We start from the raw sequence: 22079 nt of genomic DNA, 5'->3' as shown, positions 1-22079 counted from the left end.
CCGCGCAGGACGTATCGACTCGATGGAGTAAGAATATTTGACGACGGAGCGCGCGTCCCTACACAAAAGTCAGATTCAATGGCACTTTTGTTGATGGATGGCGGGGGCGCCCAAGGACGCAGTTCGCCCTCGCCGGACCGGGTTGTTGCCTCACTTGCGCGAAGCGTTCTTGAGCTGCCACACCAGGTTGGCAAACGGCATGTCGAGATCGGCGTACACCTGCTGCGCCTTCGGGTCGTCGTTGCCGTGCAGCATTTCCACACCAGCCGTGGCGTAATCGGTCACCGGGATGCCGGCGCCTGCCAGACGCTGCAGCCCCACCGTGCGCTTGGTATCGCTAAACGTACCCGATGCGTCGAGCACCACGCGGGGATCGTAGCCTGCAGCCTTGAGCGACAGCGCCGGGAACGTGGCACACACTTCCAGCGAAACACCGGCGATCAGAATCTGTTTGCGGCCGGTCTTCTCGATCGCGGCGCGCACATTCGGATCGTCCCATGCATTGATCGAGGTCCGGCTGATCACCGGCACACCCGGAAGCGCGGCAGTCAGTTCAGGGATCGTGGGACCCCACATGCCGTCAGGCATCGTAGCGGTGACAATGACCGGGATGCCGAGCGTCTTCGCGGCTTTGGCGAGCGCCACGACGTTATGCTTGAGCTCACCAGTATCGATGTCACGCACGCCGGTGAACAGGCCAACCTGGTGGTCAACCAGCACGAGCACCGTGTTGTCCCGCGACAGCAACGAGTACGGTGCGCCCGACGGAGCGACTGCGCTCGTCGCGGGCGCTGCGCTGGCCGTCTGGATCGTGGCGGCAGAGGTGGCGACGATCGCCAGGGGAAGAACGACAGCTTTCAGGAGATTAAGGATTTTCATGGTCTTGATTAACGTTGGCATTTTGGATGCGGCAACGACGTAGAACCGTCCTGCCGGACCGTCCGGTGCACATCTGCGCCGGGTTGAGAGGAATCATATTTCCGCAACGACGATCGATAAATATGGTATTTCTCAACCTATCGTTTCCCACAGGCAACGATCGATAGACCTACCCAACGACTACCGGACGTCGGATGAACCCCGTCTCTTCTGACCTGAACGACCTCTATCTCTTTGCTCAGGTGATCGAGCACCACGGTTTTACCGCCGCGGGAGAGGCGCTTGGCGTAAGCAAATCCCATATCTCCCGCCGGATCACCGATCTGGAAGCCAAGCTCGGCGTTCGGCTGCTTCACCGAACCTCACGCCGGCTTAGCCTGACCGACGCCGGCGAAGAGTTGTACGCACATTGCCGGGCCATGATTGCCGAAGCGCAGGCTGGTGAGGAAGCGGTTCGGCGGCGGACTGCCGAGCCCTCGGGGCTGGTGCGGGCCAGCATGTCCGTCGCGATTACAGACATCCTGCTGGCCAGGCTGCTGCCCCGCTTCATGTTGCGCTACCCGAAGGTCCGGCTGGCCATCGAGGCAAGTAATCGACAGGTCGACCTTCTTGAAGAACATGTCGATGTGGTGATACGAGGTCTAGGTTTTGACGTCGAGCTTTCCAGCCTGGTTCAGGCGCCGCTGGGCACGGTGCGCTGGGGGTTGGTGGCCAGTCCTGTGTATCTGGCGAAGACCGGGACGATTGGTACGCCTGATGCGCTACCTCGCGACGATCTGTTGATCTACGAATCGATCAGTAGGCCAGTGACCGTATTGCGCCTGATCGGCGCGAATGGCGATGTCTCCATGCAGACGATTTAGCCCCGCCTGCAGAGCGACAATATCGCGGCGCTGAAGGAAGCCGCGTTGGCAGGAATGGGCATCGCCAGCCTGCCTCTCTATGCCTGCACGCGGGAGATCGAGATGGGGACTTTGAGCCTCGTACTGCCGGAATTTCGCTCGCGGGAGGGACGATTGGCCGTGCTGTTTCCGACGCGCCGCGGCATGATGCCTGCGGTACGCGCCTTCGTCGATTTCCTGAAGGACGAATTGCCGCCGCTCCTGGGTTAGTACCAGCGTGGCTCCTTCACCCTCGAAGGCGAAGGCGTGGTCCACGGCCTCTCCTTCTATCGGAGTGCATTCAGATACCGATTGACCTCGGTTAAGAGCGACGAGTGATATTTTTCCGGTAAGCACCGGTCGTCGCTGAGGCTCATCAAATCTTCAATCCTGCCGCGGAACGAGGCGGCAATGTCGGACCGCATGGCGTTGGGCAAGTGCGTCAGCAAGGAAACCAGCAATTCGCCGATGACTGCAAGGCGCGCATCATGCTGAACAACAGTAAGGCCATTTACCTTCGATAGCGCAGTGAGGGCGTTGAGTAACGCGTGGTCACTCTCCTTGCGGATTTGAACTGCCAGGGCAAGTGGCGATTGTTCTGCCGACGCGGCGTCGGCTTGTTGTGCATCGTCGCTCTGCATTTTGGAGTCGTTATACATAGGTTTGGGTTCTGGTCAGAAGGTTTGCCAGTCCGAGCCGGCCGTATCCACGGCGACCATTGCCGGTTTGTCGGCAATAGTGACGGGCGCAATCCTCGGCTTCGTGGGCTGTGCGCGACGCGTCGTTTGAGCATTCGACGCAGGCAGTCGAGGCCTGCTCTGCGGCAGAACCACTCGCGGCTCAATGTGAGCTGCGCCGCCGGCCACCTCAAACACCGAGACTGCATCCTTCAATCTGGTTGCCTGTTCCTCAAGTGATTTTGCGCCGGCCGCTGCCTGCTCGACGAGCGCCGCGTTCTGTTGTGTGACTTCGTCCATCTGGCCGACCGCCTGATTCACCTGTTCAATGCCACGGCTTTGCTCTTCGGACGCTGCAGCGATCTCGCCGACAATATCGGACACCTGCTTGATCGCCTGCTTGACCTGTCCCATGGTCGAACTGACCTCCACGGCTTGCATGGAGCCGTCCTGAATCGTTGCCACCGAGGAGCCGATCAATTCCTTGATTTCTTTCGCAGCGGCGGCAGAGCGCTGAGCCAGACTGCGAACTTCACTGGCGACGACAGCGAAACCACGCCCCTGTTCACCCGCACGCGCGGCCTCCACCGCTGCATTCAGCGCCAGAATGTTGGTCTGGAACGCGATGCCTTCAATGACACCGGTAATCTCCGAGATCTTGCTCGAACTCGCACTGATTTTCTCGATCGTTCCTACCATGCCTTGTACGGTTTCATTACCAGCGTCAGCTATGTCGGTAGCGCGCGTTGCCAGCGCATTAGCCTGGCGGGCATTGTCGGCATTCTGTTTTACCGTCTCGGTCAACTGCGTCATGCTCGCTGCCGTTTCCTCCAGCGATGCGGCCTGTTGCCCGGTACGGGCCGCCAAATCGGTGTTACCGCTTGCGATTTCCCGCGACGCCACCGTGACCGATTCTGCGGATATCTTGATCCCGTGAATCGTATCGCTCAGCTGCTGATCCATTTTCTTGAGGGACGAGAGAAGTTGCCCGAACTCGTCTTGCGATTGGTTCGGGATGTCGTTCCCGAGCTTCCCAGTTGCGATCCGCTCGGCAATGCTAACTGACGTGTTCAACGGTATCAGGATTGCACGCAGCAAATAGATCAAGGCGCCAACAGCGAAAAGCACGGCACAGGCGATCACGCCAAAAGAAATGTAGCGAGTAGTCACAATAGCAACTTGCTGTGCAGCGAAACGCGCCTGAGCCGTCGTGCGCAAATCCTGTTTCATTTTGGCAAGAATGCCGAAAACGTGGTTCGCGTTATCCTTGACTTCCAGCCTGTTCACTTCGGCACCGCCTTTCACATCCCCGGCCTCAATACGCTCCACCTGATGCTTCATCCCAGCCTGCATTTTCTGGTAGGCGTCCTGTAGCCCCTTGACCACCTCCAGTTTTTCTCCATCGCGATGGCTTGCCAGTTCGCTTATCACTTTGTCGACCTGGCTAAACCGCTCTGTATTTTCCTGCTTCCATCCGGCAATAGAGGCAGGGTCCCCAATCGCGATCATCCGGAGAATGTTGATGTCGCTCCGAGTGAGTAGTCCATCGATCTCGCTAACTGACGCCGCATCAGAAAAATCCTCCCTGTACATCGATTCCAATTCATTTCCAGCGGCACTAAGACGCATGAGAAAGAAGGTGCTCAAGGCGAGCGTGATGAGCACGAGGCTCGTGACAATGGCGATGAGCCGGTTTCGAATGCTTAAGTTCACTGATTGTTCCTATCCGTGGTACGCGTAGCGCGAGTTGATGGCATTCCCGGCGCCAGCGGGAGCACATTGATCTCCACCAGGGCTTGCCGAATACCGCAACAAGACCTTCCGCTTGCTGACGCGAGTTGTATAGGAAGTAACGGCAACGTGTACGGGGTCTGAATAGCTAATCCTAGCCATGCGGGACGTGTTTTATCGCATCGGGGTAACCGCCTTAGGACGGAATCACAATGGATGACGTGTCCGGTAGATACGCTTTGTCGGCCCTGGTGTTGTGGCTCGCCTTGAGCACGGCAAGCCCGATGCCGGCGCGAGAATCGATCGCCAGTTTTTCAAGTATTCGGCCGACATGAATGCGCACAGTCCAGTAGCTGATCTTCAGGATGGCTGCTATCTGTTTGTCGGCCAGACCCTTGAGCAGCAAGGGGCAAATTTCGCCTTCACGAAGAGTGAGGTCAAAGTGTTGCTGAAACCAGGAGCCTGAACCGACCGTACGTGCCAACAGGTAAACCATGTACGCACGTCCCTTCTTGCGTTCATCGGCAGCGTACTCGACGCAAAGGTCGAAACCGTTCCATTGCGCGGTCGCAGATGGCTCATACGGGATCCGGGATATCAGACGGCACAACGCATCCCTTTCAGCCGGTTGCAGACCAGCCAGAAGCTTATGAGCCTTTTGATTGGGTTTCGGTTTTTCTGATTCCTGAACCAGGAAGCTCGCGTAATTTTCTATGGCTGTATCCGTCTGGTTGTTGGTGCGCACTACGTGGCGTAATTGGTATTCGTTGATCAGGTAAGGACGCAGCATATTGAGCAAAGCAACTTCGCGCTCTCCGAAGCGCTTTTTCTGATTGCTAGTCCAAAACCGATAGTTAAACTGAACGTGCCCGGCTTCGTGCGGGTACAGGTCGACGCCGGAATACACCCGGTAACGTGAAAGAAAATCACTGAAATATTCTGTGTTACGGAAAGTTCGACGATCGATCAAACTGTCGCTTAGAACCGCGTCCTCGCGCCCAATTAGCAGGGGGGAGATTGGATCAAGAAACTGAAAATGCTGTTCGTATTCCACAGCCATGTGAGCGTCGCGGCCCCAGTGAGTGGCCTGTTCGAATTGGCCATTGTCGCGACTCCAAATGGCGTGTCCGATGAAGTCTGCGTGAAATAGAGACGCAAGTTTCTGAATTACGTCTGGGCGATCGATAAGATTCTCGGGCGAGGGCCTGCCGAGTAGTTCGACCAGCTCCAGCACGAGACGAAGATCTTCGGCAGTAAAGTGCATCGTATGCAGAACGAGTGATTGATAACTCACCGATGGGACCGTACCCATGCGGTCCCAGACAGGAGAACGATCGGCGCTCACCGGCTTGAGCCAAGCCATCCGGCTCAAGGACCGAGACGGCTTCAAGTAACAAGCGCGATTGATGTTCAACACTCTGAGCCGCTGCGGCACTTTCCTCCACCAATGCGGCGTTTTGCTGTGCGGTGGGGCGCGAAGACCGGGGAGAAATGGTTTCGGCTTAAGCGCGTTGCCCGACCGGCTGGCACACCGGCGAACGCGCCATGACCGCAACCTCAACCTGACTGTGTGTTAGCGCGGACAGCACCGTGTGGTCATGAAAGCGGAACGAGCAAAGTATCTGAGAAGTAGAGGCGAGCCTCTCGATCTCTTCGGGCGAAAGCGCCATCAGAACATCGGCCACCTCCGGCAGCACACCGAGACTGCTCGTGCCCGAAGCTTTGTCTTCCACGAGTAGGCGCCGGGTCAGGAGAAGATAGGAAAGATTTATCTCGTGTATCAGACGGTGCGCGTCGTGTTCCATTTCAACTCCCCCCGCAATACCGACCGGATCGTCCCTGCTGCGAAGGCCCCGCGCAGCGCACAGACGCAACAAACGTCACCGTATGTAGATGGTAGATCCGCGGCGGGTGCCGCGCAGTCAGGACTCTCGGAAACTTCGCTAGGTTGATACGGAAATTTCCGTAGGGAACTCCCTACATGCACTGCGCCGTCCTGGCGCGAATCCAAATCCTGACCGATCAGACAACTTTGGCATGGTTCCTGCATTTACTCGCGGCCTGCATGGGTATTGGCGTTTAAAGCTGACTGACCGGTCAACATTGGGGCATCAGTGCACGCAGAACATGCGGTCTGCAGTTTAGCGGTGCTCCTGCCGAGGTTTGGAGAGATTCACATAGCAGTGGCTCATCGAAAATATTAACGACAGTAAGGATTCGATCCGATGACTAACATTAGGTATCCAAAAGAAATGGACGGAAAGAAATGGATGGCTCGCGCAAGGCGCTGTGGCGCGCTTGCGACCTGGATCGGTATGGCGATGTCGGTCAGCCTGCTGGTCGCGCAAACGGCCTGGGCCGACGGTTCCACTGACTCGACGCTTGCGGAAAGCGGTGCTGTCGTGACTAATCCGACGCCGCAAACGGCGGCTTCTCCTTATGTGTCGAGCTGGTTTCACCAGAGTCTGGGCGTGATTGGCTCGAAAGACATTCGCTTCGGTCCGTACAAGACCAATGACGTGTACCTGGAGTACGAATACTTCGGCCGCAAGGGTCCGTTCGATCTGTACGGTTACGTGGATGCGCCGAAGGTCTTCGGCGTGGGCAGTACGCATGACTCCGGCGTGTGGGATAGAGGGTCACCTGTCTTCAGCGAGCAGGAGCCGCGCGTATCGATCGACGACCTCGTTGGCAAGCACCTTGGCTTTGGCCCATTCAAGGAATGGTATCTGGCGTTCGACTGGATTTACGACCAGGGCTATAACATCGGTGGCCGCCAGAACACCCTGTACAGCGGCATCGGCACGGATATCGACACACACACCCCACTGATTCTGTCCGCTAATTTGTATGTGAAGCGTCAATGGGAAAACTACGGCGCTGCGAACGAGAACTCGTGGGACGGCTATCGCGCCCAGATGAAGTACATCTATCCGCTTGGCACGTTCCACGGCGGCAATCTGACCTATGTCGGCTTCTTCAACTATGACTTCGGCTCCCGGCTGCGCGAAAAGACGGGTGACGATACCCGGACCGATACGGCCTTCGTCGCAACAAACGTGCTGATCTACTCGTTTACGCATTGGCGCTTCTGGACCGCGGCCCGCTACTTCCACAACGGCGGTCAATGGGCTGGCGGAGACCTCAACTTTGGCGATGGTCCGTTTGCAAACCGTTCGACCGGTTGGGGCTATTACGCCAGCGTCGGTTACCAGTTCTGATCGCATAGACAACACAAACCAGATCAAACCTCACAAACGATCAGGGACACCGATTTCATGTTAAAGCAAAAATTTTGGCGAATGCTTGCGGGATTGGGATTCGCGGTTTCGCTGGTGACCAGCGCCCATTCCGCGGGTGACGCCACGCAACGTCCGCGGCCTGTGAAGGTCCTCATCATCAGCATGTTCGGGCCGGAAGGCAAAGTGTGGCTGGACCACCTGGGTCCGATGGAACACGTCAAGGTACCGGGTCTGTCCGCGGACTATCCCGACGTCCAGTGCAACCACGACAGCGTGTGTGTCCTGACGACCGGCATGGGCCACACGAACGCGGCGGCCTCGATGTCCGCTTTGGTGTATTCGAGAAAATTCGATTTACGCAAGACGTACTTCCTCGTATCGGGCATCGCCGGAATCGACCCCGCGCAGGGAACGCTTGGCTCAGCCGCCTGGGCGCGCTATCTGGTGGATTTCGGCATCCAGTGGGAACTGGATGCGCGTGAGATTCCGACGGGATGGAAGTCCGGCTATCTCGGCATCAACACAAAGAGCGAAAACGAAAAACCGCCGCTGGATTACCGCACCGAAGTGTTTCAACTGAACGAGGCGCTGCTGCAAAAGGCCTACGGTCTTTCGCGCGACGTGACGCTGACCGACAGCCCGCAGGCAGTCGCCTATCGCGCGAAATATCAGAGCGCGCCGGCCAATCAGCGTCCGACCGTCATCCGGTGCGACACCCTCGCGGGCGATACGTGGTTCTCGGGCAATGCCTTAGGGCAGCGCGCCCGCGACTGGACCAGGCTTCTGACCGACGGCAAGGGCGTGTACTGCACGACGCAGCAGGAAGACAACGCGACCTTCGAGGTCATCAAGCGTGCGCAGGCGGCGGGCCTCGCCGATACGCAGCGCGTAGCGGTGTTGCGTGCCGGTTCGGACTTCGATCGCCCGCCACAAGGCGTCTCGAACGTCGACAACCTGCTCGATTACCAGAATCAAGGTGGCTTTGTCCCGGCGCTCAACAACCTCTATCTGACCGGCTCGCCGCTCGTGGCTGCGATCGTCAAGGACTGGAAGCACTGGAAAGACGGCGTACCGGCCAATTAAACACACCGTGTTGATTCTCACGACCGGTGGAAAAGATGTCCGCCTCCGGTCGTGCCGTCCGCCTCAATCCGGGGCGTTCTTATTTCCCTAACTTCGAAGGGGAACTACGTGGATATCGTGCGCAGCCTTTGCGGCATGTTGATACTGCTGTTGATTGCCTATTTGCTATCGAACAACCGTGGCGCGGTGCGGCCCCGGACCCTTTTCGCCGCGCTTGCGACACAGTTGGCAATCGGCGCACTCGTGCTGTTCGTCCCGTTCGGACGTAGCGCGCTCGCGGTCGTTGCCACCGCTGTCAACCGTGTGCTCGAAATGGGCAACCATGGTGTGTCGTTTATCTTCGGCGGGCTGGTCGACAGCAAGATGTTCGAGCTTTTCGGTGCGGGCGGTTTTGTGTTCGGCCTGCGTGTGCTGCCTATGATCATCTTCGTGACCGCGCTGATCGCGGTACTCTATTACGTCGGGATCATGAAGTGGATCGTCACCATCGTCGGTATGGCGCTGGAAAAATTGCTGGCGGTGAGCCGCATTGAAGCGTGCTCGGCAGTCGCAACCATCTTCCTCGGTCAAAGCGAAATGCCGGCCCTCGTGAAACCGTTCGTGCGGCAAATGACCAGCGCGGAGATCTTTGCCGTGATGTCAAGCGGGATGGCTTCGGTAGCAGGGTCCGTGCTTGCTGCCTATGCCGGCCTTGGCGTGAAAATGGAGTATCTGCTGGCTGCATCGTTCATGGCCGTGCCGGGCGGCCTGCTGTTCGGCAAGCTGCTGTATCCGACTGTCGAGCCAACCCAGATGAATATCGACGGGCTGGATTTCGACGAGAAGGGTTCAGCCAACGTCATCGAGGCGGCCGCCTCGGGCGCGATGATCGGACTGAAGATCGCCATCAACGTCGGTGCGATGCTGATTGCCTTCATCGGTCTCATTGCGCTCGTCAATACGGGCGTGGGCGGCATTGCCGCATTGTTCGGCTTTGCGAACGTCACGCTGCAGGGGCTGCTGGGCGGCCTGTTGGCGCCGCTTGCCTGGATGATAGGCGTGCCGTGGCACGATGCGTCGCTAGCCGGCAACTTCATCGGCGAGAAGCTGATTCTCAACGAGTTCGTCGCCTACGGAGACCTGTCGCCGTACCTGAAGGACACCGCGCAGGTCGCCGCGGCGGGACTGCAGGTTCTTGATCCCAAGACGATTGCGATCGTATCGTTTGCGCTGTGCGGCTTCGCGAATTTTTCGTCGATCGCGATTCTGGCCGGCGGATTCAGTGCTGTAGCGCCGGAGCGTCGCTCGGAAGTGGCGCGCCACGGTCTGCGCGCGCTGACGGCCAGCACGCTGTCGAATCTGATGAGCGCGGCGATTGCCGGTCTCTTCTTTTCCTTGCATTGATATTGAAGGAGTCGTCATGTTCCTGCCCCAGGAATTCATTCGCAAGAAACGTGACCGGCAGCCACTCGAGCGGGACGAAATTGCAGCGTTCGTTCGCGGCGTGGTGGATGGCAGCGTCACCGAGGGGCAGGTATCAGCATTCGCGATGGCAGTCTATTTCAACGACCTGAGCGTCGACGAACGCGTCGCGCTCACGCTTGCGCAACGCGACTCGGGGCAGGTACTCGACTGGCATGCGTTGAACCTGAATGGACCGATCGTCGACAAACACTCGACCGGTGGCGTCGGCGATCTGACCTCGTTGTTGATCGGTCCGATGGTTGCCGCTTGTGGGGCTTATGTGCCGATGATTTCCGGACGCGGGCTCGGACATACGGGCGGCACGCTCGACAAGCTGAATTCGATCCCGGGCTATAACGTGACGCCCGATACAAACGAATTTCAGCACGCAGTACGCGACGTCGGCGTGGCGATCATCGGCCAGACTGCGCAGCTCGTGCCCGCCGACAGGCGCATCTATGCGATCCGGGGCAACACGGCGACGATCGAATCCGTCGCGATGATCACTGCGTCGATCCTGTCGAAGAAGCTTGCAGCAGGGCTTGAAGGTCTCGTGATGGACGTCAAGGTAGGCTCGGGCGCGTTTATGCCGACTCCGGAAAAATCGCTCGAACTCGCGAGGAGCATCGTCGACGTCGGCAACGGCGCAGGCATGAAGACCACGGCGCTGCTGACCGACATGAACCAGTCGCTCGCGCCGTGCGCGGGCAATGCGCTGGAAGTGGCGTGCGCAATCGATTATTTGACAGGTAAGTCGCGTCCAGATCGTCTGCACGACGTCACGATAGCGCTCGCCGCGCAGATGCTGATCAACGGCGGCATTGCTACCGACCACGCGCAGGCGCGAGTCAAGTTGCAGGCGGTGCTCGACTCCGGTGCGGCCGCGGAGCGCTTCGCGAAAATGGTGGCGGCGCTGGGCGGCCCCATCGACTTGATCGACGCGCCTGCGCGTTATCTGGCCAAAGCGCAGATCAGGATTCCGGTTCCTGCACCGGGGGAGGGACAGGTAGAGCGGATCGACTGCCGCGCGCTCGGCGTCGCAGTCGTAGAACTGGGTGGAGGCAGGGTGCGGGCGGAAGACTCGATCGACTACGCTGTCGGCCTATCGGAACTCGTACCGCTTGGACAACACGTGGACGTCGGGCAGCCACTTGGCTTCGTGCACGCACACAGCGCCCAGGAAGCGGCGCATGCGGTGGCGGAGGTGCAGCGCGCATACACGCTTTCCGCGGCAGGCGAAACGCTACCGCCAACCATCTATCGAATCGTTCAGTAGAGCCGACGGGGAGTCAAGCACCGTGCGTGCCGTAGTTCTGGTTCTCGACACGGATGCGTAATTGGAAACGCACATGCGATGCGGCCGCCGAATCACGACCAGTACGTCCTACGGCGATGCCGCTTTTGTTCTATCCGCAGATTTTCGGCCTTGATGTACTGACGATCAATCTCATTGGTCGGCGAGGCATGCACTATGAGGCTTACCAAGGCTGCCTTCGTCCTTCTTGGCTTCATCTGGGGATCGAACTTTATCTACATGAAGTGGGCGGTGACCCTGATCAGCCCAATGCAGATCGCGTTTTTACGGGTACTTTTCGGCTTCCTGCCACTGGCACTCGCCGCCTGGCATCAGGGAGTGATCAACCGTAGCCAGGTGCGTCATCTGCCTCACTTCTTCGTCATGGCCTCTGTGGCGACAGCTTTCTACTATGTTGCCATCGTAAAAGGCACTGCGCTGCTTCCTTCGGGCACCGCAGGCGTTTTGGGCGGCTCCATTGCCATATTCACTGCTATCTCCTCACTATTGCTCCTGCGAACCGAGAAGGTGAACGGGTTGATGGTGGCAGGCGTGGTTCTGGGATTTGCCGGCATCGTTCTGATTGCTCGGCCTTGGGAAGGTGCAGACAACCCCATCGATCTTGCCGGCGTTTTCTGGATGTTGGCAGGTGCGATCACCCTCGGGCTGTCGTATGTTTACGTCCGCCGTTTTCTGTCGCCATTCAACCTCCCACCCCTGGCGCTGGTCACGTGGCAGATGGGGCTGGCCCTGCTCATACTGATCTTGCTCACAGACTTCACCGGGATGCGGCACATACTGCAGGATTGGCGGGCGGCCGCCGGTGTCGTGGTCGGACTTGGTGTCCTGGGAACCGGCATTGCCTTTCTGATCTACTACTTCCTGCTGCAGGAGCTCGGCGCAGTTGCCGCTTCGGGCTCAACCTACATTACACCTACCGTTGCGCTTCTGATTGGTTGGGTCGCCGGGGAAAAGGTTGGCGCATTGGAAGTGGCCGCCATCGCCCTGATTCTTGCCAGTATCGCGATGTTGCAGATTGGACGGCAACGGGCATAGGAGCCTTCCGACAATTTACTTGACATCTAAACTATCGACGCCTAAATTACCCTCCAGAGCAGGTTCACATGGAGAGTCAACATGCGCATCGTATGTATCGGCGGCGGCCCGGCCGGCTTGTACTTCGGCCTGTTAATGAAGGGCCGGAACCCGGCATATGACGTCACGGTGGTGGAGCGCAACCGGCCCTATGACACCTTCGGCTGGGGCGTGGTGTTCTCCGACCAGACGCTCGGCAACCTGCGCACCGCCGACGCCCCCAGCGCAGATGCGATCCTCGACGCCTTCAACCACTGGGACGACATCGAGATCAATTTCCGCGGCAGGCAGGTTCGCTCGTCGGGCCATGGCTTCTGCGGCATCGGCCGCAAACGTCTGCTGAATATCCTGCAGGCGCGCTGCGAAGAACTGGGCGTCAAACTGGTTTTCGAAACCCAGGTTACGGACGACACCACCTACGAAGCCGACCTGATCATCGCCTGTGACGGCGCCAACAGCGCCATCCGTCAGAAGTACACCGCCACCTACAAGCCCGCGATCGACATGCGCGATTGCCGCTTCGTCTGGCTCGGCACCAAAAAACTCTTCGACGCCTTCACGTTTGCTTTCGAAGAAACTGAGTTCGGCTGGTTCCAGGCGCATGCCTACCGCTTCGACGATCAGACCTCGACGTTTATTGTGGAAACGCCGGAGCGCGTGTGGCGCGCCGCCGGTCTCGACGAAATGAGCAAGGAAGACAGCATCGCGTTCTGCGAGAAGCTGTTCACCAAGTATCTGGACGGCAACCCGTTGCTGTCGAACGCCGCGCATTTGCGTGGGTCGTCGCAGTGGATTCGTTTCCCGCGCGTCGTCAATGAGGAATGGGTGCATTGGCGCGGCAACGCCGACGGCTCGCAAACGCCGATCGTGCTGATGGGCGACGCGGCGCACACCGCACATTTCTCGATCGGCTCGGGCACCAAGCTCGCGCTCGAAGATTCGATCGAACTCGCCAACAGCATCGGCGCGCATCCGGGTGATTTGCCCGCTGCGTTGCAGCACTACACGGATGTCCGCAGTATCGACGTATTGCGTATCCAGAACGCCGCGCGCAATTCGACGGAGTGGTTCGAGCATGTCGATCGCTATACTTCGTTCGAGCCGGAACAGTTTGCGTATTCGCTGCTCACACGCTCGCAGCGCATCTCGCATGAGAACTTGCGGGAGCGTGACGCAACCTATCTCTCGACGTTCGAAGACTGGCTCGCACACCGCTCAGGCATTGACCGCGCGCCTGAGAAGCACTCCGTTCCGCCGATGTTCACGCCCTTCACGTTGCGTGGCGTCACGCTGAAAAACCGCGTAGTCGTCTCGCCGATGGCGCAATACTCAGCCGTCGACGGCATCGCCGGTGACTATCACCTGATGCATCTTGGTGCCCGCGCCATGGGCGGCGCCGGGCTGGTCATGACGGAAATGACTTGCGTGTCGCCCGAAGCGCGGATCACGCCCGCTTGTCCCGGCATGTACGCGCCAGAGCATCTCACGGCGTGGAAGCGCATCGTGGATCTCGTGCACGCTCAGTCGGACGCCAAGATCGGCATTCAGCTGGGGCACTCCGGCGCAAAAGGTTCGACGCGCGTTGCGTGGGAAGGCATCGACCAGCCGCTTGACGAAGGCAACTGGCCGCTGGTGTCCGCTTCACCGCAGCAATATTTAAGCGGCGTCAGTCAGACCTCGCATGAAGCCACACGAGACGAACTTAAAGAAATCGAAGCGCAGTTCGTACGCGCCACGCAAATGTCCGCCGAGGCAGGCTTCGATTGGCTCGAACTGCACTGCGCACACGGCTATTTCCTCTCGAGCTTCCTGTCGCCGCTGACCAACCAGCGCACGGACGAATATGGCGGTTCGCTCGAAAATCGTCTGCGCTACCCGTTGCAGGTCTTCAAGGCGATCCGCGCCGTCTGGCCGCAAGACAAACCGATTTCCGTGCGTATTTCCGCTAACGATTGGGTCGAAGGCGGCACCACGCCCGACGACGCCGTGGAAATCGCCCGCGCCTTCAAGGCGGCAGGCGCCGACATGATCGACGTCTCGTCGGGCCAGGTCAGCAAGCAGGAAAAGCCCGTGTTTGGCCGCATGTTCCAGACGCCATTCGCTGACCGCGTGCGCAACGAAGCCGGCATCGCAACCATCGCCGTTGGCGCGATCTCGGAAGCGGACCACGTGAACAGCATCATCGCGGCGGGCCGCGCCGATCTCTGTGCGATCGCGCGGCCGCATCTGGCCAATCCGTCGTGGACGTTGAATGAAGCCGCAAAAATCGGCTATCTGGACGTGACGTGGCCGAAACCGTACACGGCAGCCAAGTCGCAACTCGAGCGCAATCTCGAACGTGAACGTGCACAGGCCGCCGCAAACGCAGGCTTGTCGCCGCAAGAGCGCGCGCAACGCGCTGAAGGAACCACGTGAATACGCCCAACACGACCCTCGCAGGACAGCACGCTGTCGTCACAGGCGGCGGCAGCGGCATCGGCGCAGCCGTGGCCGAAGCGCTGCTGCGTGCCGGTGCGCGCGTCACCTTGATGGGACGCAACGCGCAACGTCTCGATGCGCAGCGGGAAAGTTTCAACGGACTCGGCGACGTCGCCTGCATCAGCGTCGACGTCACAAGCGAAGAATCGGTCGAGAAGGCATTCGCACAAGCCGGCGCAATCGATATCCTCGTCAACAACGCCGGCCAGGCGCAAGCTGCGCCCTTCACTCACACCGACATGGCGCTCTGGCAGCGCATGCTCGACGTGAACCTCACCGGCGTCTTCCTCGGCACGCGCGCCGTGTTGCCCGGCATGCTCGAGCGCGGCCACGGCCGCATCGTCAATGTCGCGAGCACGGCGGGGCAAATCGGCTACGCCTATGTCGCCGCTTACTGCGCCGCGAAACATGGCGTGATCGGCCTGACACGTTCGCTCGCACTGGAAGTCGCAACGAAAGGCGTCACCGTCAACGCCGTATGCCCCGGCTACACCGAAACCGAACTGCTGCACGCATCGCTCGAACAGATCACCAGCAAGACCTCCCGCACCGAACAGCAGGCGCGCGAAACCTTGCTGCGCACGAATCCGCAGCGTCGCTTCGTAAGCCCGGAACAGGTCGCTAACGCCGTGCTATGGCTCTGCCAACCCGGCTCGGATGCGATCACGGGGCAATCCATTTCCATCTCCGGTGGAGAAGTAATGTGACCAAGTTATCGAACCTTAAAAAGACTACGACGGCTGACGCAAAGCCGCCGCGCAAAGGCGTCGCCAAACCAGCGGAGAACGTCGTGGATCTGGAAATGAGTACCGGCGCCGATAGCCACATGGGCCTGCGTTTGTGGCTGCGCATGTTGACCACGACCAATCTCGTGCAGGCCGAACTGCGCAAGCGCCTGCGCAATGAATTCGACACCACGTTGCCGCGTTTCGACTTGATGGCGCAACTCGAACGTCATCCGGAAGGCCTGAAGATGACTGAGCTGTCGCGCCGTTTGATGGTGACGGGCGGCAACGTGACCGGCATTACCGATCAGCTCGAGAAAGAAGGTCTGGTTTCGCGCGGCACCGATCCCAACGATCGTCGCTCGATCAGCGTGTGCCTCACGCCCGCGGGCCGCAAGGCGTTCGACAAGATGGCCATTGCGCATGAGCAATGGGTGGTCGAACTGTTCGGCGGCTTGAGCCTCGACGAAAAATCGCGCACCCATCAGCGCCTCGGCAAACTCAAACAACATCTGCTCGACAGTCTGAAAGACTGATTTGCACGGAACCCAGCCTTGCACCGGAGACACTCATGACACGATCCAACGCCGACGCCCTACTGGCCGGCAACCGCCTGACGCTCGCCGGTTACGAGGCGCGGCACTTTGGCTGGTCGGTCGCCCACAAGGTCGCGACGATCACGCTGAACCGGCCCGAACGTAAAAACCCACTGACGTTCGAATCGTATGCGGAGTTGCGTGATCTGTTCCGGCAACTCACGTACGCGACCGACGTGAAGGCAATCGTGATTCACGGCGCAGGCGAGAACTTCTGCTCCGGCGGCGACGTGCACGACATCATCGCCCCGCTAATCGATCTGCCGATGCCGGAACTGCTGCTGTTCACGCGCATGACCGGCGATCTGGTCAAAGCGATGCGCCACTGCCCGCAACCCATCATCGCCGCGGTCGACGGCGTCTGCGCCGGCGCCGGTGCGATCCTGGCGATGTCGTCCGACATGCGGCTCGGCACCGCGCGCAGCAAGCTCGCGTTTCTGTTCTCTCGCGTCGGCCTCGCCGGTTGCGATATGGGCGCTTGCGCGATCCTGCCGCGCATCATCGGCCAAGGCCGCGCCGCCGAATTGCTGTTCACCGGCCGCTCAGCGAGTGGCGAGGAAGGCCACGCATGGGGTTTCTATAACCGCCTGTGCGAACCGGCAGCGCTCATCGCAGACGCACAGAAGCTCGCCGCCGATCTCGTCGCCGGTCCGACCTTCGCGCACGGCATCACGAAGAAGATGCTGCACCAGGAATGGAGCATGAGCATCGACGAAGCGATCGAATCGGAAGCGCAAGCACAGGCGATCTGCATGAGCACACGCGATTTCGAACGTGCGTATAGCGCGTTTGCCGCGAAGTCGCGCCCTGTCTTCGAGGGAGATTGAATTGAGCACCAACAGCGATCTGGATCTGCACAGCGCACTGGCCTGGCCGTTTTTCGAACCACGCCATCGCGAACTGGCCGCGGGTATCGAAGCATGGTGCCGCGCGAATCTCTCGCACGTAGAGCATGACGACGTCGATGCAACCTGCCGCCGTCTGGTGCGCGAACTCGGTTCGGCGGGCTGGTTGAAATACGGTGTCGGCGGCGTTGCCTATGGCGGGAATGGCGACACGATCGACACACGCGCCGTGTGTCTGCTGCGCGAGACGCTCGCCAAACATTCCGGTCTCGCGGATTTCGCTTTGGCGATGCAAGGCCTCGGCTCCGGCGCGATCTCGCTCGGCGGCACGCATGAGCAAAAGACGCGGTACTTGCCGCGTGTGGCGAACGGTACCGCTATCGCCGCCTTCGCCTTGTCGGAGCCGGAAGCGGGATCCGACGTCGCTGCGATGTCCCTCTCAGCACGCGAAGACGGCGGCGTCTACGTACTCGACGGTGACAAGACGTGGATCTCCAACGGCGGCATCGCCGATTTCTACGTGGTGTTCGCCAGAACCGGCGAAGCACCAGGTGCACGCGGCATCACCGCCTTCATCGTCGATGCCGACACGCCGGGTCTGGAAATCGCCGAACGCATCGACGTGATCGCGCCGCATCCGCTAGCACGTTTGCACTTTGCCGGCGCACGCGTACCGCGCAGCCAGATGCTCGGCGCACCCGGCGAAGGGTTCAAACTCGCGATGCGTACGCTGGATATTTTCCGTACGTCGGTCGCGGCAGCGTCGTTGGGCTTCGCGCGGCATGCAATGGCCGAAGGTCTTTCACGCGCATCGTCGCGCAAGATGTTCGGACAGACGCTCGGCGATTTTCAGCTGACGCAAGCCAAGCTCGCACAGATGGCATTGACGATCGACAGCAGTGCATTGCTGGTCTATCGCGCAGCCTGGTTGCGCGATCAGGGTGAACAGGTCACGCGTGAAGCCGCAATGGCCAAGTGGCACGCAAGCGAAGGCGCGCAACAGGTGATCGACGCCGCCGTACAACTTTATGGCGGTATGGGCGTGCAAAGCGGCACCGCCGTCGAGATGCTGTACCGCGAAATTCGTGCGTTGCGGATCTATGAAGGCGCGACTGAAGTGCAACAGCTGATTGTCGGCCGCGACCTTCTGAAGGCGCACGCCGCGGAAGCCATCAAGGACGCAGCGAAATGAACGCGACCTTCGAACGGCCTGTCCGCATCCGCTTCCAGCACTGCGATCCGGCTGGCATCGTGTTCTTTCCGCAATATCTGGTGATGACCAACGCGTTGGTCGAAGACTGGTTCAACGAAGGCATGCAGATCGACTATGCGCAGATGATCGCGCAACGCCGGGTCGGCTTGCCGATCGTCAAACTCGATTGCGAGTTTTCGCGGCCGAGCCAGATGGGCGAAACGATCACGCTGTCACTCAGCGTCACGAAGGTCGGGCGCCGCTCGATCAGCATCGAGATCGTCGGCCGGCACGGCGGCGAAATCCGCTTCAGCGCGAAACAGGTGCTCGTGACCACATCGCTCGAAAGCGGCACATCCATCGACATTCCCGCAGACATCGCGAGCGCGCTCGCGGCGTTTGTCCCACAACCTGAATCCATCGAGGCGCATCGCTCATGAAAAAAGCTCTCCTTCCCGCCGGTTGGATCAAGCCGCGCGGCTACGCGAACGGCGTTGCAGCAGCCGGCACACAAGTATTCATCGCCGGCCAGATCGGCTGGGACGAACAGGCGCGTTTTCAGACCACCGACTTCGCACAGCAGGCGATTCAGGCGCTCAAGAACATCCTCGCCGTCCTGCACGAAGCGGGCGGCAAGCCCGAGCATCTGGTCCGCCTGACGTGGTACGTCACGGACAAACGCGAATATCTCGCCTCGCTGAAAGATATCGGCCGTGCGTTTCGAGAGCTGATCGGCGACTACGACATCGCGATGAGCGCGATACAGGTTGTCGCGTTGATCGAAGACGAAGCGAAAGTCGAGATCGAAGCCACGGCCGTGGTTCCCCAGTAAGCGCACGAAATACGAAGCACGAAGCAACATAACCCACCAAGCCAACCGAAGCGCATTCAGCCGGCTCAACGCCCGGGAGACCATGATGGAACCGTCAGCACACGTCGATACCTTCGCGCGCGACAATCTTCCGCCGCAGGATCAATGGCCTGTCTTTCTGCTCGACAACCCGGACGTGGCTTACCCGGCGCGCTTCAATTGCGCGACGGAATTGCTCGACAGAACGATCGAAGCGGGACATCGCGACCGTCCGGCGATCTGGTCGGACGTGGATGGGAAACCGCGGGCGACCACGTATGGCGAGTTGCTGGCCTTGGTGAATCGCAGCGCGCATGTGCTGGTCGGCGAAATGGGTTTGCAGCCGGGCAACCGCGTACTGCTGCGTGGACCGAACAGCCTGCACATGGCGGTGACGGCGCTCGCGGCGCTGAAGGCCGGCCTGGTCGTAGTGCCAACCATGCCGCTGCTGCGCGCGAAAGAACTCAAGCAGATCATCGAGAAGGCGCAAGTCAGCGCCGCGCTATGCGACTCGCGCCTGACCGCTGAACTCGCGCGCTGCAACGATCCCAAGGACGAGTTCTACTGCGCGGGTTTGAAACAAACACGCCTGTTTCATGATGATTCCGCCGATTCGCTCGACAGCCTCGCGATCAACAAACCGGACCACTTCACCGCTTGCGACACCGCCGCTGACGACGTCTGCCTGATCGCCTTCACCAGCGGCACGACGGGCGCGCCGAAGGGTTGTATGCATTTTCATCGCGACGTCCTCGCGATGTGTGATCTATTTCCGCGCCATGTTCTGAAACCTTCGTCGAACGATGTGTTTTGCGGCACGCCGCCGCTCGCCTTCACGTTCGGCCTCGGCGGTTTGCTGTGCTTTCCGCTGCGAGTGGGTGCGTCGACGGTATTGATCGAGAAGCTCACGCCCGAGACCTTGCTGCAAACCGTCGGGCGTTTTCACGCGACGATCATGTTCACCGCGCCGACGTTCTATCGGCAGATGGCTCCGCTCGTTGCGCATCACGACATTTCAAGCTTGAAGAAAACGGTCTCGGCGGGAGAAGCGTTGCCGGATTCGACGCGCCGCCTATGGCACGACGCAAGCGGCATCGAGATGATCGACGGGATCGGCGGTACGGAATTGATCCATATTTTCATCTCGGCGCAAGGCGATGCGATCCGCCCGCATGCCATCGGCCGCGCGGTGCCGGGTTACGTCGTACAGGCCGTGGACGACGCCATGCAACCGGTGCCGGCAGGCACAATCGGCAAACTCGCGGTGCGCGGGCCGACGGGCTGCCGCTATCTCGCTGACGAGCGGCAAGCGAAGTTCGTTCGCGACGGCTGGAATCTTCCCGGTGACTCGGTTTATCTCGACGAAGACGGCTACGTGTTCTATCAGGCCCGCGCCGACGACATGATCGTCTCCGCCGGCTACAACATCTCCGGCCCGGAAGTGGAAAGCGTGTTGATGCAACACGACGCGGTGGCCGAATGCGGCGTGATCGGCGTGCCCGACGAGACGCGCGGACAGATCGTCAAGGCCTTCGTGGTGCTGAACCCAGGTTATGCGCCTGACGACAAAATGGTCGCGCAACTGCAGGATTTCGTGAAAAATAGCGTGGCGCCGTATAAATACCCGCGCGTTATCGCGTTCATCGAGGCGCTGCCGCGCACCGAAACCGGCAAGATCAAACGCTTCGAGTTGCGTACGCTCGGGTAGCCCCTCATGTAGTCCCTCTTTCCTGTCGGAGACACACCGCATGGCCGCCTCTTTCATCGAAGTCGTCGCCCAGGATGGCGGCCGTTTCAACGCCTACGTCGCGCGTCCGGCGCAAGGCTCGGGCCCGGGGCTCGTGCTCCTGCAGGAAATCTTCGGTATCAACGACTACATGAAATCGATGGCCGACCGCTTCGCAGAAGAAGGTTATGTCGTGCTGGTGCCGGATCTGTTCTGGCGGATCAAGCCAGGCATCTCGCTCGGCTATGGCGAGGCGGATATGAAGCAGGCGCTCGACTATCTCGGGCGCTTCGACGTCGATCTCGCCGTCGACGATATCGCGGCAACGGTCGCCACATTGCGCACGTTGCCCGAACAGGCCGGCAAGGTAGGCACAGTCGGCTACTGTCTCGGCGGCAAACTCGCATTCCTGAGCGCGGCACGCACCGACGTGGACTGCGCGGTCAGTTACTACGGCGTTGGCCTCGAAGCGTATCTGGATGAAGTGCCGGCCGTGCGTTGCCCGATGGTGTTTCACTTCCCTGAAAACGACGCACATTGCCCACCCGAAACGCGCGAGCGAATCAGCGCCGCGTTGCGCACGCGTCCGCAGATCGAGCAGTACGTGTACCCGGGTTGCGATCATGCATTCGCCGCACCATCGCGTCCGCAATACGACAAACCCGCCGCGATGATGGCCTATTCGCGCACGCTTGCCCTGCTCCGTAAGGTGCTGGGTCCGGTCTACGATCTGAACGCGTTGTGGGAAGCGCATTGCTATTACGAGTTCGCCACGCGCGACGTCGACGCCGTTATGCCGACCATGGTCGCGCAACCCTACGTCAACCATGTCCCGACCATGACCGGCGGTGTAGGCCATGACAAGCTCAAACGTTTCTATACGCATCACTTCGTCAATTCGAACCCTGCCGACACGAAGCTGATTCCGATTTCGCGCACGATCGGCGCGGATCGCATCGTCGACGAATTCATTTTCAGCTGCACGCACAGCTGCGAAATCGACTGGCTGCTGCCTGGCGTCGCGCCAACCGGTAAGTATTTCGAAGTACCGATGCTGGCCGTGGTGTGCTTTCGCGGCGACAAGCTGTACAACGAGCACATCTATTGGGATCAGGCATCGGTGCTGGTGCAGGTCGGCTTGTTGAATCCCGAGGGACTGCCGGTGGCCGGCATCGAAAGCGCGCGCAAGCTGCTAGACGAGACCTTGCCGTCGAACCAGCTGATGGGCACGAAGTCGCGCGTGTAAGGTGTGGCCGGGGGCGCGCAGGAGGGCGAATTCAGGGGCAAGCAAATAGAGCCCCACCTCGGCTCAACACCCCTATGATGTGACGCTTCACCGGCC

The 22079-nt window shown here is 60.0% G+C and carries 19 protein-coding genes and 1 pseudogene; 15 read left to right on the top strand and 5 right to left on the bottom strand.

Features of this window, described 5'->3' with window-relative positions; translation table 11 throughout:
• Positions 1–150: 150 nt before the first annotated feature.
• Positions 151–879 (bottom strand): isochorismatase family protein, encoded by a 729-nt coding sequence (locus KHO30_RS04050; RefSeq protein WP_200651773.1) that lies wholly within the window; start codon positions 877–879, stop codon positions 151–153.
• A 194-nt stretch (positions 880–1073) separates the two neighbouring features.
• On the opposite strand from KHO30_RS04050, the pseudogene KHO30_RS04045 reads away from it, so the two are divergent.
• Positions 1074–1991, top strand: a pseudogene (locus KHO30_RS04045) (LysR substrate-binding domain-containing protein).
• A 56-nt stretch (positions 1992–2047) separates the two neighbouring features.
• Here KHO30_RS04045 and KHO30_RS04040 read toward each other — a convergent pair.
• From KHO30_RS04040 to KHO30_RS04025, 4 genes are all read right to left on the bottom strand, one after another.
• The gene (locus KHO30_RS04040) at positions 2048–2401 is read right to left on the bottom strand and encodes a hypothetical protein (RefSeq protein WP_143131731.1); all 354 of its coding nucleotides are present in this window, start codon (positions 2399–2401) and stop codon (positions 2048–2050) included.
• Positions 2402–2434: 33 nt separating this feature from the next.
• Positions 2435–4150 carry a methyl-accepting chemotaxis protein gene (locus KHO30_RS04035; RefSeq protein WP_211700116.1) on the bottom strand — a complete coding sequence of 572 codons (1716 nt, stop codon included), beginning with the start codon at positions 4148–4150 and terminating at the stop codon, positions 2435–2437.
• Positions 4151–4364: 214 nt separating this feature from the next.
• Positions 4365–5531, bottom strand: coding sequence for a helix-turn-helix domain-containing protein (locus KHO30_RS04030; protein WP_244863933.1), 1167 nt, complete (start codon positions 5529–5531; stop codon positions 4365–4367).
• 139 nt (positions 5532–5670) lie between these two features.
• Positions 5671–5973 carry a flagellar transcriptional regulator FlhD gene (locus KHO30_RS04025; protein ID WP_200619001.1) on the bottom strand — a complete coding sequence of 101 codons (303 nt, stop codon included), beginning with the start codon at positions 5971–5973 and terminating at the stop codon, positions 5671–5673.
• 465 nt (positions 5974–6438) lie between these two features.
• Between KHO30_RS04025 and KHO30_RS04020 the strand changes: the two genes are divergently transcribed.
• From KHO30_RS04020 to KHO30_RS03955, 14 genes are all read left to right on the top strand, one after another.
• Positions 6439–7389, top strand: coding sequence for a nucleoside-specific channel-forming protein Tsx (locus KHO30_RS04020; protein ID WP_093636923.1), 951 nt, complete (start codon positions 6439–6441; stop codon positions 7387–7389).
• 81 nt (positions 7390–7470) lie between these two features.
• A complete protein-coding gene (locus tag KHO30_RS04015) occupies positions 7471–8493 on the top strand; it encodes a purine-nucleoside phosphorylase (RefSeq protein ID WP_425312889.1) in 1023 nt (340 codons plus the stop codon).
• Positions 8494–8601: 108 nt separating this feature from the next.
• Positions 8602–9876, top strand: coding sequence for a NupC/NupG family nucleoside CNT transporter (locus tag KHO30_RS04010; RefSeq protein WP_093636918.1), 1275 nt, complete (start codon positions 8602–8604; stop codon positions 9874–9876).
• A 16-nt stretch (positions 9877–9892) separates the two neighbouring features.
• A complete protein-coding gene (deoA, locus tag KHO30_RS04005) occupies positions 9893–11212 on the top strand; it encodes a thymidine phosphorylase (RefSeq protein ID WP_211700115.1) in 1320 nt (439 codons plus the stop codon).
• Positions 11213–11407: 195 nt separating this feature from the next.
• Positions 11408–12286, top strand: coding sequence for a DMT family transporter (locus tag KHO30_RS04000; protein ID WP_211700114.1), 879 nt, complete (start codon positions 11408–11410; stop codon positions 12284–12286).
• An 81-nt stretch (positions 12287–12367) separates the two neighbouring features.
• On the top strand, positions 12368–14740 hold the full coding sequence (locus KHO30_RS03995) for a bifunctional salicylyl-CoA 5-hydroxylase/oxidoreductase (RefSeq protein ID WP_200651779.1): 2373 nt from the start codon (positions 12368–12370) through the stop codon (positions 14738–14740).
• A complete protein-coding gene (locus tag KHO30_RS03990; RefSeq protein ID WP_200651780.1) occupies positions 14737–15510 on the top strand; it encodes an SDR family NAD(P)-dependent oxidoreductase in 774 nt (257 codons plus the stop codon). The genes KHO30_RS03995 and KHO30_RS03990 overlap by 4 nt, the downstream gene beginning before the upstream one ends.
• Entirely contained in the window at positions 15507–16064 is a 558-nt protein-coding gene (locus KHO30_RS03985; RefSeq protein ID WP_054033708.1) for a MarR family winged helix-turn-helix transcriptional regulator, read from the top strand. The genes KHO30_RS03990 and KHO30_RS03985 overlap by 4 nt, the downstream gene beginning before the upstream one ends.
• 35 nt (positions 16065–16099) lie before the next feature.
• Positions 16100–16951: an enoyl-CoA hydratase family protein gene (locus KHO30_RS03980; protein ID WP_200651781.1), complete on the top strand. Its 852-nt coding sequence runs from the start codon at positions 16100–16102 to the stop codon at positions 16949–16951.
• A 1-nt stretch (position 16952) separates the two neighbouring features.
• The gene (locus KHO30_RS03975; protein ID WP_200618995.1) at positions 16953–18161 is read left to right on the top strand and encodes an acyl-CoA dehydrogenase family protein; all 1209 of its coding nucleotides are present in this window, start codon (positions 16953–16955) and stop codon (positions 18159–18161) included.
• A complete protein-coding gene (locus KHO30_RS03970; protein ID WP_200618994.1) occupies positions 18158–18601 on the top strand; it encodes an acyl-CoA thioesterase in 444 nt (147 codons plus the stop codon). Before KHO30_RS03975 ends, KHO30_RS03970 begins: the two co-directional genes overlap by 4 nt.
• The gene (locus KHO30_RS03965; RefSeq protein WP_211700113.1) at positions 18598–18993 is read left to right on the top strand and encodes a RidA family protein; all 396 of its coding nucleotides are present in this window, start codon (positions 18598–18600) and stop codon (positions 18991–18993) included. The genes KHO30_RS03970 and KHO30_RS03965 overlap by 4 nt, the downstream gene beginning before the upstream one ends.
• An 85-nt stretch (positions 18994–19078) precedes the next feature.
• Positions 19079–20719, top strand: coding sequence for an AMP-binding protein (locus tag KHO30_RS03960; protein WP_211700970.1), 1641 nt, complete (start codon positions 19079–19081; stop codon positions 20717–20719).
• Positions 20720–20759: 40 nt separating this feature from the next.
• Positions 20760–21983 (top strand): dienelactone hydrolase family protein, encoded by a 1224-nt coding sequence (locus tag KHO30_RS03955; protein ID WP_211700112.1) that lies wholly within the window; start codon positions 20760–20762, stop codon positions 21981–21983.
• Positions 21984–22079 lie beyond the last annotated feature (96 nt).

Origin of the sequence: Paraburkholderia aspalathi, assembly GCF_905220735.1 — a bacterium.
Taxonomy (GTDB): domain Bacteria; phylum Pseudomonadota; class Gammaproteobacteria; order Burkholderiales; family Burkholderiaceae; genus Paraburkholderia; species Paraburkholderia aspalathi.
Note: the sequence above shows the minus strand (reverse complement) of the source record. Positions and strands in the feature narration are given on the sequence as shown.

Excerpts from the sequence above, each read along its gene's own strand:
- KHO30_RS04015 (WP_425312889.1), top strand. The coding sequence starts at position 7,471 with ATGCTTGCGGGATTGGGATTCGCGGTTTCGCTGGTGACCAGCGCCCAT.
- KHO30_RS04000 (WP_211700114.1), top strand. The coding sequence starts at position 11,408 with ATGAGGCTTACCAAGGCTGCCTTCGTCCTTCTTGGCTTCATCTGGGGA.
- KHO30_RS03960 (WP_211700970.1), top strand. The coding sequence starts at position 19,079 with ATGGAACCGTCAGCACACGTCGATACCTTCGCGCGCGACAATCTTCCG.
- deoA (WP_211700115.1), top strand. The coding sequence starts at position 9,893 with ATGTTCCTGCCCCAGGAATTCATTCGCAAGAAACGTGACCGGCAGCCA.
- KHO30_RS03980 (WP_200651781.1), top strand. The coding sequence starts at position 16,100 with ATGACACGATCCAACGCCGACGCCCTACTGGCCGGCAACCGCCTGACG.
- KHO30_RS04030 (WP_244863933.1), bottom strand. The coding sequence starts at position 5,531 with ATGGCTTGGCTCAAGCCGGTGAGCGCCGATCGTTCTCCTGTCTGGGAC.
- KHO30_RS04050 (WP_200651773.1), bottom strand. The coding sequence starts at position 879 with ATGAAAATCCTTAATCTCCTGAAAGCTGTCGTTCTTCCCCTGGCGATC.
- KHO30_RS03995 (WP_200651779.1), top strand. The coding sequence starts at position 12,368 with ATGCGCATCGTATGTATCGGCGGCGGCCCGGCCGGCTTGTACTTCGGC.
- KHO30_RS04025 (WP_200619001.1), bottom strand. The coding sequence starts at position 5,973 with ATGGAACACGACGCGCACCGTCTGATACACGAGATAAATCTTTCCTAT.
- KHO30_RS03970 (WP_200618994.1), top strand. The coding sequence starts at position 18,158 with ATGAACGCGACCTTCGAACGGCCTGTCCGCATCCGCTTCCAGCACTGC.
- KHO30_RS04040 (WP_143131731.1), bottom strand. The coding sequence starts at position 2,401 with ATGCAGAGCGACGATGCACAACAAGCCGACGCCGCGTCGGCAGAACAA.
- KHO30_RS03955 (WP_211700112.1), top strand. The coding sequence starts at position 20,760 with ATGGCCGCCTCTTTCATCGAAGTCGTCGCCCAGGATGGCGGCCGTTTC.
- KHO30_RS04020 (WP_093636923.1), top strand. The coding sequence starts at position 6,439 with ATGGCTCGCGCAAGGCGCTGTGGCGCGCTTGCGACCTGGATCGGTATG.
- KHO30_RS03965 (WP_211700113.1), top strand. The coding sequence starts at position 18,598 with ATGAAAAAAGCTCTCCTTCCCGCCGGTTGGATCAAGCCGCGCGGCTAC.